The organism is Kitasatospora sp. NPDC091207 (assembly GCF_044768625.1).
In the GTDB taxonomy this organism is placed as follows: domain Bacteria; phylum Actinomycetota; class Actinomycetes; order Streptomycetales; family Streptomycetaceae; genus Kitasatospora.
This window is the reverse complement of sequence record NZ_JBIVVS010000007.1, coordinates 150,600-163,223: the sequence shown is the minus strand read 5'-3', so window position 1 is coordinate 163,223 and position 12,624 is coordinate 150,600. Positions and strand designations below refer to the sequence as shown.

At 70.9% G+C, this 12,624-nt stretch carries 10 protein-coding genes and 1 pseudogene; 3 read left to right on the top strand and 8 right to left on the bottom strand.

The features are described from left to right. Positions 1 to 133: 133 nt before the first annotated feature. The gene (locus ACIQTO_RS15290; RefSeq protein WP_402388053.1) at positions 134 to 994 is read right to left on the bottom strand and encodes an SDR family oxidoreductase; all 861 of its coding nucleotides are present in this window, start codon (positions 992 to 994) and stop codon (positions 134 to 136) included. Positions 995 to 1,224: 230 nt separating this feature from the next. On the opposite strand from ACIQTO_RS15290, the gene ACIQTO_RS15285 reads away from it, so the two are divergent. Continuing rightward, a complete protein-coding gene (locus ACIQTO_RS15285) occupies positions 1,225 to 1,560 on the top strand; it encodes a winged helix-turn-helix transcriptional regulator (protein ID WP_402388158.1) in 336 nt (111 codons plus the stop codon). Between the two features lie 268 nt (positions 1,561 to 1,828). Here the strand turns inward: ACIQTO_RS15285 and ACIQTO_RS15280 are convergent, their stop codons facing one another. Next, positions 1,829 to 2,602, bottom strand: coding sequence for a TetR/AcrR family transcriptional regulator C-terminal domain-containing protein (locus ACIQTO_RS15280; protein ID WP_402388052.1), 774 nt, complete (start codon positions 2,600 to 2,602; stop codon positions 1,829 to 1,831). Positions 2,603 to 2,645: 43 nt separating this feature from the next. Here ACIQTO_RS15280 and ACIQTO_RS15275 point away from each other — a divergent pair, with 43 nt between their 5' ends. Both ACIQTO_RS15275 and ACIQTO_RS15270 read left to right on the top strand, forming a co-directional pair. Beyond that, positions 2,646 to 2,858, top strand: a complete 213-nt coding sequence (locus ACIQTO_RS15275; protein ID WP_402388051.1) for a DUF6011 domain-containing protein — start codon at positions 2,646 to 2,648, stop codon at positions 2,856 to 2,858. A gap of 257 nt (positions 2,859 to 3,115) precedes the next feature. Next, positions 3,116 to 3,496 carry a VOC family protein gene (locus tag ACIQTO_RS15270; protein ID WP_402388050.1) on the top strand — a complete coding sequence of 127 codons (381 nt, stop codon included), beginning with the start codon at positions 3,116 to 3,118 and terminating at the stop codon, positions 3,494 to 3,496. 107 nt (positions 3,497 to 3,603) lie between these two features. Here ACIQTO_RS15270 and ACIQTO_RS15265 read toward each other — a convergent pair whose 3' ends face one another. The 6 genes and pseudogenes from ACIQTO_RS15265 to ACIQTO_RS15240 form a co-directional block, all read right to left on the bottom strand. Continuing rightward, complete coding sequence (locus tag ACIQTO_RS15265; RefSeq protein WP_402388049.1) at positions 3,604 to 4,656, bottom strand: 2-oxoacid:ferredoxin oxidoreductase subunit beta; 1,053 nt, start codon at positions 4,654 to 4,656, stop codon at positions 3,604 to 3,606. Positions 4,657 to 4,814: 158 nt separating this feature from the next. Then, positions 4,815 to 6,764, bottom strand: a pseudogene (locus tag ACIQTO_RS15260) (2-oxoacid:acceptor oxidoreductase subunit alpha); the annotation flags it as partial. Between the two features lie 271 nt (positions 6,765 to 7,035). After that, positions 7,036 to 7,698 (bottom strand): LuxR C-terminal-related transcriptional regulator, encoded by a 663-nt coding sequence (locus ACIQTO_RS15255; RefSeq protein WP_402388048.1) that lies wholly within the window; start codon positions 7,696 to 7,698, stop codon positions 7,036 to 7,038. A gap of 253 nt (positions 7,699 to 7,951) precedes the next feature. After that, positions 7,952 to 8,962, bottom strand: coding sequence for a polyprenyl synthetase family protein (locus ACIQTO_RS15250; protein WP_402388047.1), 1,011 nt, complete (start codon positions 8,960 to 8,962; stop codon positions 7,952 to 7,954). 343 nt (positions 8,963 to 9,305) lie between these two features. Then, positions 9,306 to 10,943, bottom strand: coding sequence for an NADH-quinone oxidoreductase subunit NuoN (gene nuoN, locus ACIQTO_RS15245; protein ID WP_402388046.1), 1,638 nt, complete (start codon positions 10,941 to 10,943; stop codon positions 9,306 to 9,308). Further along, positions 10,940 to 12,616, bottom strand: coding sequence for an NADH-quinone oxidoreductase subunit M (locus ACIQTO_RS15240; protein ID WP_402388045.1), 1,677 nt, complete (start codon positions 12,614 to 12,616; stop codon positions 10,940 to 10,942). The genes nuoN and ACIQTO_RS15240 overlap by 4 nt, the downstream gene beginning before the upstream one ends. Between the last annotated feature and the right edge of the window lie 8 nt (positions 12,617 to 12,624).

Here is a 12,624-nt window from a genome sequence, read left to right as displayed (position 1 = left end):
AGCCGACGGTAGCGGGCGCGGGGGCAGGCTGTCATCTCCGTATTTGCTTTTTGCTCATGACATGGGATGGACGGGCGATTCCGGAGAGCATGTGGCGCGGGCCCTCCGGCGCTCAGCGCCTCCTCCCGGGGCGTCAGGCGCCGAGCGCCGCGCGCACGCTCTCGGCCAGCGGGACGGTCGGGCGGCCGATCAGCCGGGCCAGGTCGCCCGGCGTACCGGCCAGCTCGCCGCGCGCGATGCCGGCGTCCACGTCCACCAGGACCTCGGCGAACCCTTCCGGAAGGCCGGCGCCGACCAGGACCGCGCGGTGCTCGGCCGGGGTCACCTCGCGGTGCTCGACGGGCTTGCCCGAGGCCTGCGCCAGCTCGGCGGCCAGCTCCGGGAGGCTCCACGCGACGTCGCCGCTGAGCTCGTACACCGTGTTCTCGTGACCGCTCCCCCGGCCCTCGCCGACCAGCACCGCGACCGCCGCGTCGGCGTAGTCCCGACGCGGGGCACTGGCCACCCGGCCCTGCCCGGCGCTGCCGATCACCGCGCCGCGCGCCGCGGTGCCGGCCGCGTCGCCCAGGTAGTTCTCGGTGTACCAGCCGTTGCGGAGGAAGGAGAAGGGCAGACCGGACTCCCGGATCGCCGCCTCGGTGGCCTTGTGCTCGTCCGCCAGCCGGAAGGTGGCCGCACCCGGCGCACTGGTGTACGCGAGCAGCGCGACACCGGCAGCGCGCGCCGCCTCGATCACCGCGGTGTGCTGCGGGATCCGGCGGCCGACCTCGCTGCCCGAGATCAGCAGCACCCGGTCGCCTGCCGCGAAGGCACCCGCCAGGGTCTCCGGCCGGTCGTAGTCGACCACGCGGACGGTCACGCCGCGGGCGGCGAGGTCGGCGGCCTTCTCGGCGGAACGGACGGCGACCGCCACCTCATGGGCGGGAACCTTGGCCAGCAGGCCCTCGACGACCAGCCGGCCGAGCTGTCCAGTGGCTCCGGTGACGACGTACATGGTGCTGCTCCCTGGGTCGGATCGGGTCAAGCCGGGTCGGGTCGGGCCGCTGCCCGTTGGACTTCCGCTTCGACACTCACCCTAGGGGTGGCACTAACCTATCGAAAGTACGCACTTCAAAGTAGGGTACTGACATGCAGGTAATGACCCAGGACGAAGCCACCACGGCCGCCGCACCCCGTTCGGCCGTGCCTCTCGGCGAACTGCCCCCGCCGGACGTCTACGACCGCATGTGCCCCTCGCGCGGTGTGCTGGAGCACGTCACCAGCCGCTGGGGCGTGCTGGTGCTGGCGGCGCTGAACGAGCGCGGCTACCGCTTCAGCGAGCTGCGCCGCCGCGTCTCGGGGGTGAGCGAGAAGATGCTGGCGCAGACCCTCCAGACCCTGGAGCGCGACGGCTTCGTCCTCCGCGAGGCCCACCCGGTGATCCCGCCACGCGTGGACTACAGCCTCACCCCACTCGGCCGGGAGGCCGCCGGGCTGGTGGCAGCCCTCGCCCACTGGTCCGAGAGTCGCGTCCCCGCCGTCCAGACCGCCCGCGCCGCGTACGACACCCGCCCGCGCTGACCCCTGGCGCTGGTCCGCGCGCTTTTTATGTCGGTCGGTCTACATATGTCGGTCGGTCTACATCGGTCGGTCTACAGAGGACAGGCGGTCCACAGGGGGCAGGCGGTCGGGGTCACCGTCAGTGACATTCCCGGGCTGAATATGTCGACCGGTCTACAGAGTTCGCCGTACCGAGAAGTCGGGCCCCCGTGCCGCGCAGTCGAATATGCAGACCGGTCTACTGAGAGCCCCTCGAAACGGACCGACCGGTCTACTGATTCGCGCGTCGTCAGCGCCGCTGCTCCCCGATCAGCACCGCGAGCCCGTCCAGCACCCGCGCCAGACCGAAGGCGTACGCGTGGTCCGCGCTGTAAGCGCCGCCGTACACCTCGCCGGCGGCCGCACCGACACGGGCCGCGACGGGGAACCGCTCGGGGTCGAACACCCGGGCCAGCAGATCCGCGTTCGCCACCCACCACTGCTCATCGGTCATCGCGCTGTCCTGCTGCGCGGCCCGCTCGTCGGCGCCCATCCGGGCGCAGGTCTGGACGAAGCCCAGCAGGTGGGTGAGCGCGGCGTCCAGCTCCACGTCCGGCAGGCCGGTGCCCTCCAGGGCACGCAACTCGTACTCGTACTTGGCCATCAGCCCCGGCCCCAGCGGCGGGCGGCTGGTGGAGACGCTCGCCACCCAGGGGTGAGCGCCATGGAGCGCGCGGTTGTCGTCCGCGACCGCGGCGACCCTGGCCCGCCAGCCCTCGCCAACAGGGGCGCTGCGCGGCATGGTCGCGTAGACGGTGTCCAGCATCAGGTCGAGCAGCTCGGCCTTGCCGGGGACGTAGGTGTAGAGCGCCATCGGGGAGAGCCCGAGCTCCTGGGAGACGCGCCGCATCGTCACGGAATCGACGCCCTCGGCGTCCGCGAGCGCGATCGCCGCCGCGGCGATCTCGACCGTGGACCGCGCCTGCCTGGGCCCGCGTCGGCCCGGCTTCTCCTCCGCCGTCAGCCCCCAGAGCAGGGCGAGGGTACGCGCCGGATCTCCTGCGCTGCTGCGGTCGCTGGGCATGGGGAGATCCTTTCACGACGCCCGCCCGGCTACCGTCGGCCCCATGACCAATGCCGCCTCCGACCCCCGGCCCGAGCCCCTTCCCGGCACCGCCTCGCCCGAGGCCGTGCGCTCCCGGGTCACCTGCCGCCGCTGCCACCGGCCGCTCCACGACCCCGAGTCCCGGATTCTCCGACTCGGCCCGGAGTGCCGCGATCCCGCCGAACGCGTCCCCCGCCACGAGGTCGACCAGGACCCTCTCCCCGGGATCGGCTGAGACCTCGCGGCCTTCCGGGAGGTGCGCCGATCCAACGGCACGCCCACCACCGCGGCGCAGGCCGACCGCCCCGGCGGACACTCCCTCGCGCAAAGCCGGTCGCCCGGCACCCGGCGACGGCGGCCGACTCTGATCAGCTCCCGGACTCTCATCGGTTTCCAGCCATCGGCATGACCGGAAACAGCCCTATCGCAATTCTCCGTACGTTGTACAGTGTACTGCGTACGGGATAATCGCCGACGAAAGGGCACTACCTGATGCAGATCACCGGATCCGCTGTCTCGCTCACCGTCGCGGACGTCGCCGCCTCCGCCGACTTCCTTCAGAAGCACTTCGGATTCGCCGAGCAGATGGCGGCCGACGGTTTCGTCTCGCTCGGCCGCGAAGACGCCGGGATGAACGTCGTCTACCTGCGGCGCGGCATCGAGGTGCTGCCCGAGGACGTCCGGGACCAGTGCGCGGCCGGGCTGATCCTGGCCTTCGTCGTCACCGACCTGGCCGGCGAGGAGGCCCGACTCCGGGGCGAGGGCGTCAGGATCACCATGCCGCTGCGCGAGGAGCCGTGGGGCGAGAACCTCTTCCAGGTCACCGACCCGAACGGAGTGGTGATCCAGTTGGTCGAGTGGGTGCAGCAGTAACAGCGGCAACGACAGGACGACGCCCCCTGGCAGAGCCGGGGGGCGTCGTCGTTCCCGTCGCCCGGGGGGCGTCGGGGCTGTCGGGGAGGCCGGGGAGGCCGGTCCGGTCAGTCCACCGTCCAGGTGTCACGGCCCGCGAGCAGTGCGCCGAGGTCCCCCGGGCCGCGCTGCGCCGTCGCCGCCGTCAGCTGCTCGGCCATCAGTTCGTCGTACACCGGGCGGCGGACGCTGCGGAGCACGCCGATCGGGGTGTGGTGCAGGGTGTCGGCGTCGGCGATCCGGGAGAGGGCGAACGCCGCCGCGGGGCCGGCCGCGTGGGCGTCGTGGACGATCACCGAGGCCTCGTTGTCGGCCGTGACGGCGTCCACGTACAGCTCACCGTCGGCGGCACGGAAGACACCCCGGGACAGGTCGGCGCCGAAACGGACCGGCCGCCCGTGCTCCAGACGCACCAGCGCCTCGTCACGCGTGCCCGGATCCTTCAGGACCTCGAAGGCCCCGTCATTGAAGATGTTGCAGTTCTGGTAGATCTCCACCAACGCCGTACCCTCGTGCTCCGCCGCCGCCCGCAGCACGGACTGGAGGTGCTGACGGTCGGAATCGATGGTCCGGGCGACGAAGGAGGCCTCCGCGCCGATCGCCAGCGAGAGCGGGTTGAACGGCGCGTCCAGCGAGCCCATCGGCGTGGACTTGGTGATCTTCCCCACCTCACTGGTCGGCGAGTACTGACCCTTGGTCAGACCGTAGATCCGGTTGTTGAACAACAGGATCTTCAGATTGACGTTCCGCCGCAGCGCGTGGATCAGGTGATTGCCGCCGATCGAGAGGGCGTCGCCGTCCCCCGTCACCACCCAGACGCTCAGGTCCCGCCGGGAGGAGGCCAGCCCGGTCGCGATGGCCGGCGCCCGCCCGTGGATCGAGTGCACGCCATAGGTGTTCATGTAGTACGGGAAGCGCGAGGAACACCCGATACCGGAGACGAAGACGGTGTTCTCCCGCCTGATCCCCAGCTCCGGCATGAACGACTGCACGGCCGCCAGGATCGCGTAGTCCCCGCAACCGGGACACCACCGCACCTCCTGATCGGTCTTGAACTCCTTCGCGCTCTGCGGCGCCTCGGCCTTCGGCACCAGCTTCAAGGAGGGGAACTGCTCACTCATCGGTTGTCCTCCTCGTCCACGGCACCGACCGCCGAACCGCTCGCCGAACCGGCCGCCGCACCGGACGCCGCACCGGACGCCGAAGCGTTGTCCGGGCCACTTGCCGGACCGCTCGCCGGACCGCCTTCCCGGCCGCTCTCCGATGCGTCCAGGCTGCCGATCGCCGCCCCCAGCACGTCCGCCAACTGGGCCGCCTTGAAGGGCAGTCCGCGCACCTGGTTGTAGGACTCCGCGTCCACCAGGTACTTGGCGCGCAACAACAACGCCAACTGCCCCAGATTCATCTCCGGAACGATGACCTTGTCATAACTCTTCAGCACCGCGCCGAGGTTGGCCGGGAAGGGATTCAGATTCCGCAGGTGCGCCTGGGCGACGTGCCCACCGTCGGCCCGGACCCGGCGCACGGCCGCGGTGATCGGTCCGTAGGTCGAGCCCCAGCCGAGGACCAGGACGCGGGCCGCGCCGCCGGGGTCGTCGACCTCGACCTCGGGCACCGCGATACCGTCGACCTTCGCCTGCCGGGTGCGGACCATGAAATCGTGGTTGGCCGGGTCGTAGGAGATGTTCCCCGTGCCGTCCTGCTTCTCGATCCCCCCGATCCGGTGCTCCAGACCCGGCGTACCGGGCACCGCCCAGGGCCGGGCCAGCGTCCGCGGATCACGCTGGTAGGGCCAGAACGAACCGTCCTCACGGTTCGGACCCGTCGCGAAGTCCGCCGCGATCACCGGCAGTTCACCCACCTCGGGAATCCGCCACGGCTCGGACCCGTTCGCCAGATAACCGTCCGACAACAGGAACACCGGAGTACGGTACGTCACCGCGATCCGGGCCGCCTCCAAAGCCGCGTCGAAACACTCCGCCGGCGTCGCCGGAGCCACGATCGGCACCGGCGCCTCACCATTGCGCCCGAACATCGCCTGCAACAGGTCCGCCTGCTCGGTCTTCGTCGGCAGACCCGTCGACGGACCACCACGCTGGATGTCGACCACCAGCAACGGCAGTTCGAGCGACACCGCCAGACCGATCGTCTCGCTCTTCAACGCCACCCCCGGACCCGACGTCGTCGTCACACCCAGCGCCCCACCGAAAGCGGCACCCAGCGCCGCCCCGATCCCCGCGATCTCGTCCTCCGCCTGGAACGTCCGCACACCGAAATCCTTGTGCCCGCTCAGCTCGTGCAGGATGTCCGACGCCGGCGTGATCGGATACGAACCCAGGAAGAGCGGCAGCCCGGAACGCTCCGCCGCCGCGATCAGACCGTACGACAACGCCAGATTCCCGGAGATGTTGCGGTAACGCCCCGCCGGCAGCCGCGCCGGCGCCACCTCGTACGACACCGCGAACGACTCCGTGGTCTCCCCGAAGTTCCAACCCGCCCGGAACGCCACGATATTGGCCTCGGCGATCAACGGCTTCTTCGCGAACTTCCCGCGCAGGAACGACTCGGTCCCCTGCGTCGGCCGGTGGTACATCCACGACAGCAGACCCAGCGCGAACATGTTCTTCGCCCGCTCGGCGTCCTTACGGGCCAGCCCACTGTCCTTGAGCGCCTCCAGCGTCAGCGTGGTCAGCGGCACCCTGTGCAGGTGGTACGCCTCCAACGAGCCGTCGCCCAGCGGATCCGCCGGATAACCGACCTTCGCCAGCGCCCGCTTGGTGAACTCATCGGTATTGACGATGATCTCCGCACCCCGCGGCAGATCCGGCACATTCGCCTTAAGAGCCGCCGGATTCATCGCCACCAGAACGTTCGGCGCGTCCCCCGGGGTCAGGATGTCGTGATCGGCGAAATGCAACTGGAACGAGGAGACACCCGGAAGCGTCCCGGCGGGAGCCCGGATCTCGGCCGGGAAGTTGGGCAGAGTGGAGAGGTCGTTACCGAAGGACGCCGTCTCCGAGGTGAAACGGTCACCCGTGAGCTGCATCCCGTCACCGGAATCCCCGGCGAACCGGATGATCACCCGATCCAGTCTGCGGATCGGCTTGGCGCGTCTGGGCTGCGGGCCGGCCGGCACGGCGGGGCCGGAGCGGCCCTCACCGGACCCGGAACGGCCCTCGCCGCCGTCCGAGCCGTCCACCGCTTCTGACTGATCGACCTGACTGGTCACTGCCGCGGACCTCCTCGTGGGCACCAGCCGCGGGCGTGAGCCGTGTGCCCCGTCCGCCTGGTGCACCTCTCGCATCCTATGCGGGTAAGGGTTGCCTGGGACGGAACTACCCAATGCGGCGGGAAATCACCATCGGATGTCCCGAGAACACGGTTCGTGTCCTACCTCGCACCGAGCGTGTACGGATCGGTTCGGGCGCACATCAGGGTGCGCGCGCCGGTTCCACGTCGACCGCGGGCCCGCGACCGGTCGGCGGTCGACCGGCGGCCGGCTATGAGTTCAGGTAGGTGAGGACCGCGAGCACCCGGCGGTGGTCCTCGGGGCTCTGGGCCAGGCCCAGCTTGAGGAAGATGTTGCTGACGTGCTTCTCCACCGCGCCGTCCGAGACCACCAGCTGCTTGGCCACCGCCGCGTTGGTCCGGCCCTCCGCCATCAGGCCGAGCACCTCGCGCTCACGCGGCGTCAGCCCGGCCAGTACGTCACCCTTGCGGCTGCGGCTGAGCAGCTGCTGGACGACCTCGGGGTCCAGTGCGGTACCGCCCCCGGCGACCCGGACCACGGCGTCGACGAACTCACGGACCTCGGCGACCCGGTCCTTCAGCAGGTACCCCACGCCCCGGGTGGAACCGGCCAAGAGTTCGGAGGCGTACCGCTCCTCCACGTACTGCGACAGCACCAGGACACCGACCCCGGGATAGAGGCCGCGCAGCGTGACGCAGGCACGCACTCCCTCGTCGGTGTGGGTCGGCGGCATCCGGACGTCGGCGACCACCACGTCGGGCAGGGCGTCGGCGGCGGCCAGCTCGTGGACGGCCTTCAGCAGGGCCTCGCCGTCGCCGACACCCGCCACGACCTCCAGACCGCGGTCGGTCAGCAGCCTGGTCAGGCCCTCCCGAAGCAGGACGGAGTCTTCGGCGATGACGACGCGAAGCATGGTGGCCTTCCGGATTGGCGGAGCTGCGGACGGTGCTGACGGGTGCCAGTCTTCCCTATTCGGCGGACGCCCCGGGCCGCCGGGCAGTCAATCCCACCGACTGCCCGGCGCCGGGGCTCACGGAGGACACCGAACGGCTTCCACCACACCTTCGTCCGGCTACCGCACGGCCACCGCTCGACCCACCGGCCCGCGAGGCCGTCGGCTCACGAGGTGTCGGACCACCGCCGGGCAGGTCCACCCGGCGGGCCGGTCACATGGTGCGGATGGCCACCGCGTCGCACAGGCCCTGGAGAGCCGCCTTCGCCGCGCCGTCCGGCAGCGGGTCGAGCAGCGCGCGGGCCTCCTCCGCGTGCCGCAGGGTCTCCCGGCGGGCGTGCTCCAGCGCCGGGTGGCGACGCAGCAGGCGCAGCGCCTCGGCATGCGGCTCGTCGTCGCTGAGGTCGGTGCTGAGCAGCTCGCGCAGCCGCAGGTCCGCCGGGTCGGACTCGTCCGCCGGCATCTGCTGGAGCAGCAGGGTGGGCAGGGTCGGCACGCCCTCGCGCAGGTCGGTGCCGGGGGTCTTGCCGGACTCGTGGCCGTCGCTGGCGATGTCGAGCACGTCGTCGGCCAGCTGGAAGGCGATGCCGATCCGCTCGCCGTACGCGCTGAGGATGTCGGTCACCCACGGCTCGGCGCCGGCCATGAGAGCGCCGATCCGGCAGGAGACGGCGATCAGGGAGCCGGTCTTGCCGGCCAGCACATCGAGGTAGTGGTGGAGCGGGTCGTCCTCCGGACCGGGGCCGGCGGTCTCCAGGATCTGGCCGGTGACCAGCCGCTCGAACGCGTCGGCCTGCAGCCGGACGGCCTCCGGGCCGAGGTCCGCGAGCACCTGGGAGGCGCGGGAGAAGAGGAAGTCGCCGGTGAGGATGGCGACCGAGTTGTCCCAGCGCGAGTTGGCGCTCGGGGCGCCCCGGCGCACGAGGGCCTCGTCCATGACGTCGTCGTGGTAGAGCGTCGCGAGGTGGGTCAGCTCGACCACCACGGCCGCCGGGACCACGCCCGGAGCGTTGGTGTCGCCGAACTGGGCGGCGAGCATCACCAGCAGCGGCCGGAAGCGCTTGCCGCCGGCCTCCATCAGGTGGCTGGCGGTGACGGTGATGAACGGGACGTCACTCTTCACGGCCTCGGTGAGCGCGATCTCCACCGCGTCCATCCCGGACTGGACATCGCGGGTCAGATCGCGGTCCTGCACGCTGAGCCCAAAGGGTCCCACGACGGTCACGAAGACCACTCCTCTGTCCCTGGTCGATCTAGCGGCCTGGTCCCTGAGTGCCGCCGCTGGCCATACAGGCAGGGTATCCGGTCGCGAGTGGATCACTGCACGGGCGTGCGGATCCTGTCATGATCGGGCCGGACCCGCTGGTGGGAGCCGATCCGGAGACGACACGTCCGGGCCGCGCGGACGAACACGCGGCCCGGACTTCGGGCGGTGGAGCGGCGCCGGGAACGTGGCGCGGTTCCGACCGGTGGCGCGGTTCCCCGGCCGGTGAAGCCGTCCGGCCGGGACCGGTACCCGGAGGACGGACCGGTGTCCGGACGGTGCGGCACCGCCCGGACACCGGCACTCAGCGGACGAAGAGCGAGGCCTTCGACGCCAGGTCCAGGAAGTACTGCGGGAGCACCCCGAGGCCGATGGTGACCACGACGCCGATGCCGATCGCGGTGGCCGTGAAGGGGCTCGGGATGGCCACGGTCGGGCCGCCGGGCTGCGGGTCCGAGAAGAACATCAGCACGATGACCCTGATGTAGAAGAACGCCGCCACCGCCGAGCTGAGCACACCCACGATCACCAACGGGGTCGCGCCGCCGGCCGCCGCGGCCTGGAAGACCGCGAACTTGCCGGTGAAGCCGGAGGTGAGCGGGATCCCGGCGAAGGCCAGCAGGAACAGCGCGAAGACCGCCGCCACCAGCGGCGACCTCCGGCCCAAGCCCGCCCAGCTGGACAGGTGGGTGGCCTCGCCCTTGGAGTCGCGCACCAGCGTGACCACGGCGAACGCGCCGAGCGTCACGAAGGAGTACGCCAGCAGGTAGAACAGCACGGAGCTGAGGCCCTGCTTGTTGGTGGCGATCACACCGGTGAGGATGAACCCGGCGTGCGCGATGGAGGAGTAGGCGAGGAGCCGCTTCACGTCCTGCTGGGTGACGGCCAGGATGGCGCCGACCACCATGGTCAGGATCGCCACGCCCCACATCACCGGCCGCCAGTCCAGCCGCAGGCCGGGGAAGGCGACGTAGAACAGCCGCAGCATGGCGCCGAAGGCCGCCACCTTGGTCGCCGCCGCCATGAACCCGGTGACCGGGGTCGGGGCGCCCTGGTAGACGTCCGGGGTCCAGGAGTGGAAGGGCACCGCGCCGACCTTGAAGAGCAGACCGACCCCGAGCAGCGCCAGACCCACCAGGAGCAGGGCGTCGTTCTGGGTGGTGGACAGCAGCGCCGGAGTGGCCAGGGCCTTGCCGGAGATGACGTCCGAGATCTCGCCGAGCCGGACACTGCCCGCGTACCCGTACAGCAGGGCGGTGCCGAACAGGAAGAACGCCGAGGCGAAGGCTCCGAGCAGGAAGTACTTGACCGCCGCCTCCTGGGAGAGCAAACGGCGGCGCCGGGCCAGCGCACAGAGCAGGTAGAGCGGGAGGGAGAAGACCTCCAGCGCCACGAACATGGTGAGCAGGTCGTTGGCGGCGGGGAACAGCAGCATGCCGCCGACCGCGAACATGGTGAGCGGGAAGACCTCGCTGGTGGCGAAACCGGCCCGGACAGCGGCGCGCTCCTGCTCACCGCCGGGCGTGGCGGCGGCCTGCGCGGCGAACGCGTCGGCCGGCTCTCCCCCGGCCTTGGGCTCCAGCTTCCGCTCGGCGTAGGTGAGCACGGCGACCACCGAGGCCAGCAGGATCACGCCCTGCAGGAACAGCGCGGGGCCGTCGAGCGCGACCGAGCCCATGGCGAGCAGGTCGACCTTGGTGGAGCCGTACCCCTGGGCGGCGAGCACCACCACGGCGGTGAACGCACCGGCCAGGCCGAACAGGGCCACCGAGACCTGGGCCCAGTGCCGGTAGCGGCGGGGCAGGAAGGCCTCCAGCAGGATGCCGGTCACGGCGGCGCCGAACACCACCAGCATCGGGGAGAGCTGGCCGTACTCGACGTGCGGCGCCGGAATGCTCGACGTGTTGCCGCCGGCGGCGGCGAGCCAACCGGTGGTGCTCACTTGTGCTCACCTCCTGAGGTGGCGGCGACCGGGTGGGCCGGTGCCGGGTCGGTCTCGTGGACCTGTGAGAGGGTCGCGTCCACCGACGGGTTGACGATGTCGGTGAGCGGCTTCGGGTAGACGCCGAGCAGGATGGTCAGGGCCACCAGCGGGGCGACGACCGCGAGCTCGCGCGCCTTGAGGTCGGGCATGCCGCGCACCTCGGCCTTGACCGGGCCGGTCATGGTGCGCTGGTAGAGCAGCAGGGCGTAGAGCGCGGCGAGCACGATGCCGAAGGTGGCGACGATGCCGATCGCCGGGTACCGGGTGAACGTGCCGACCAGCACCAGGAACTCGCTGACGAAGGGTGCCAGCCCCGGCAGCGACAGCGTGGCCAGGCCGCCGATCAGGAACGTTCCGGCGAGTACCGGGGCGACCTTCTGCACGCCGCCGTAGTCGGCGATCAGGCGCGAGCCGCGGCGGGAGATCAGGAAGCCGGCCACCAGCATCCACGCGGCGGTGGAGATGCCGTGGTTGACCATGTAGAGGGTGGCTCCGCTCTGGCCCTGGCTGGTCAGCGCGAAGATGCCCATGATGATGAAGCCGAAGTGCGAGATGGAGGCGTACGCGACCAGCCGCTTGATGTCCTTCTGGCCGATGGCCAGCAGCGCGCCGTAGATGATCCCGATCACCGAGAGGACCATGATCGCCGGGGCGAAGGTCTTCGAGGCGTCCGGGAAGAGCCCGAGGCAGAAGCGGAGCATCGCGAAGGTGCCGACCTTGTCGACCACCGCGGTGATCAGCACGGCCGTTCCGGCGGTGGACTCGCCCATCGCGTTGGGCAGCCAGGTGTGCAGCGGCCAGAGCGGGGCCTTCACCGCGAAGGCGAAGAAGAAGCCGAGGAACAGCGCCTTCTCGGCGGTGCCGCTGAGCACCAGCTGACCGTCGGCGATCGCGGTGGTCAGCGTCCGGAGGTCGAAGGTGCCGAACCCCTGGTCCTGCGCGATGACGTACAGCCCGATCACGGCGGCCAGCATGACCAGTCCGCCGAGCAGGTTGTACAGCAGGAACTTCACCGCCGCGTAGGACCGCTGACGGGCCGACTCCGGGCCACCCGCCCTGTCGCCGAAGCCGCCGATGAGGAAGTACATCGGGATCAGCATGGCTTCGAAGAACACGTAGAAGAGGAAGACGTCGGTGGCGTAGAAGGAGACGATCACCATCGCCTCCACCGCCAGGATCAGGGCGAAGAAGCCCTGAGTGCGACGCCTGTTCTCGAACGTCCCGTCCGGCGCGGCGGACCCGGCCCCCTGCTGTCCCGCGGAGGCGGCCCCCTCCTGCCCGCGGGCAGGAGGGGAGGGAGGGTCGGCATCGTGCCAGGAGGCCAGCATCACGACCGGCACGAGGACGGCCGTGAGCAGGGCCAGCACGGCACCGATGCCGTCCACGCCGAGCGAGAAGGTGATGCCGAAGGAGCGGATCCAGCTGTAGGACTCGGTCAGCTGGTAGCGGGCCCCGTCGGGATCGAACCGGGCGACCGCGGTGGCCGCCAGGGCCAGCGTGACGCCCGAGACGCCCAGGGCGACGAGCTTGGTGGTCCGCCGCCGGGGCCCGGTCGTCCCGGCGGGCAGCGCGGCGGTGAGCACCGCGCCGGCCGCCGGGACGGCGCAGGTGGCGGTCAGCAGGGCACTCATGCCGCGCC

What these genes read in the sequence shown, in the direction of transcription:
- ACIQTO_RS15290 (WP_402388053.1), bottom strand. Translation starts at nt 994, where the DNA reads ATGTACGTCGTCACCGGAGCCACTGGACAGCTCGGCCGGCTGGTCGTC.
- ACIQTO_RS15285 (WP_402388158.1), top strand. Translation starts at nt 1,225, where the DNA reads ATGTGCCCCTCGCGCGGTGTGCTGGAGCACGTCACCAGCCGCTGGGGC.
- ACIQTO_RS15280 (WP_402388052.1), bottom strand. Translation starts at nt 2,602, where the DNA reads ATGCCCAGCGACCGCAGCAGCGCAGGAGATCCGGCGCGTACCCTCGCC.
- ACIQTO_RS15275 (WP_402388051.1), top strand. Translation starts at nt 2,646, where the DNA reads ATGACCAATGCCGCCTCCGACCCCCGGCCCGAGCCCCTTCCCGGCACC.
- ACIQTO_RS15270 (WP_402388050.1), top strand. Translation starts at nt 3,116, where the DNA reads ATGCAGATCACCGGATCCGCTGTCTCGCTCACCGTCGCGGACGTCGCC.
- ACIQTO_RS15265 (WP_402388049.1), bottom strand. Translation starts at nt 4,656, where the DNA reads ATGAGTGAGCAGTTCCCCTCCTTGAAGCTGGTGCCGAAGGCCGAGGCG.
- ACIQTO_RS15255 (WP_402388048.1), bottom strand. Translation starts at nt 7,698, where the DNA reads ATGCTTCGCGTCGTCATCGCCGAAGACTCCGTCCTGCTTCGGGAGGGC.
- ACIQTO_RS15240 (WP_402388045.1), bottom strand. Translation starts at nt 12,616, where the DNA reads ATGAGTGCCCTGCTGACCGCCACCTGCGCCGTCCCGGCGGCCGGCGCG.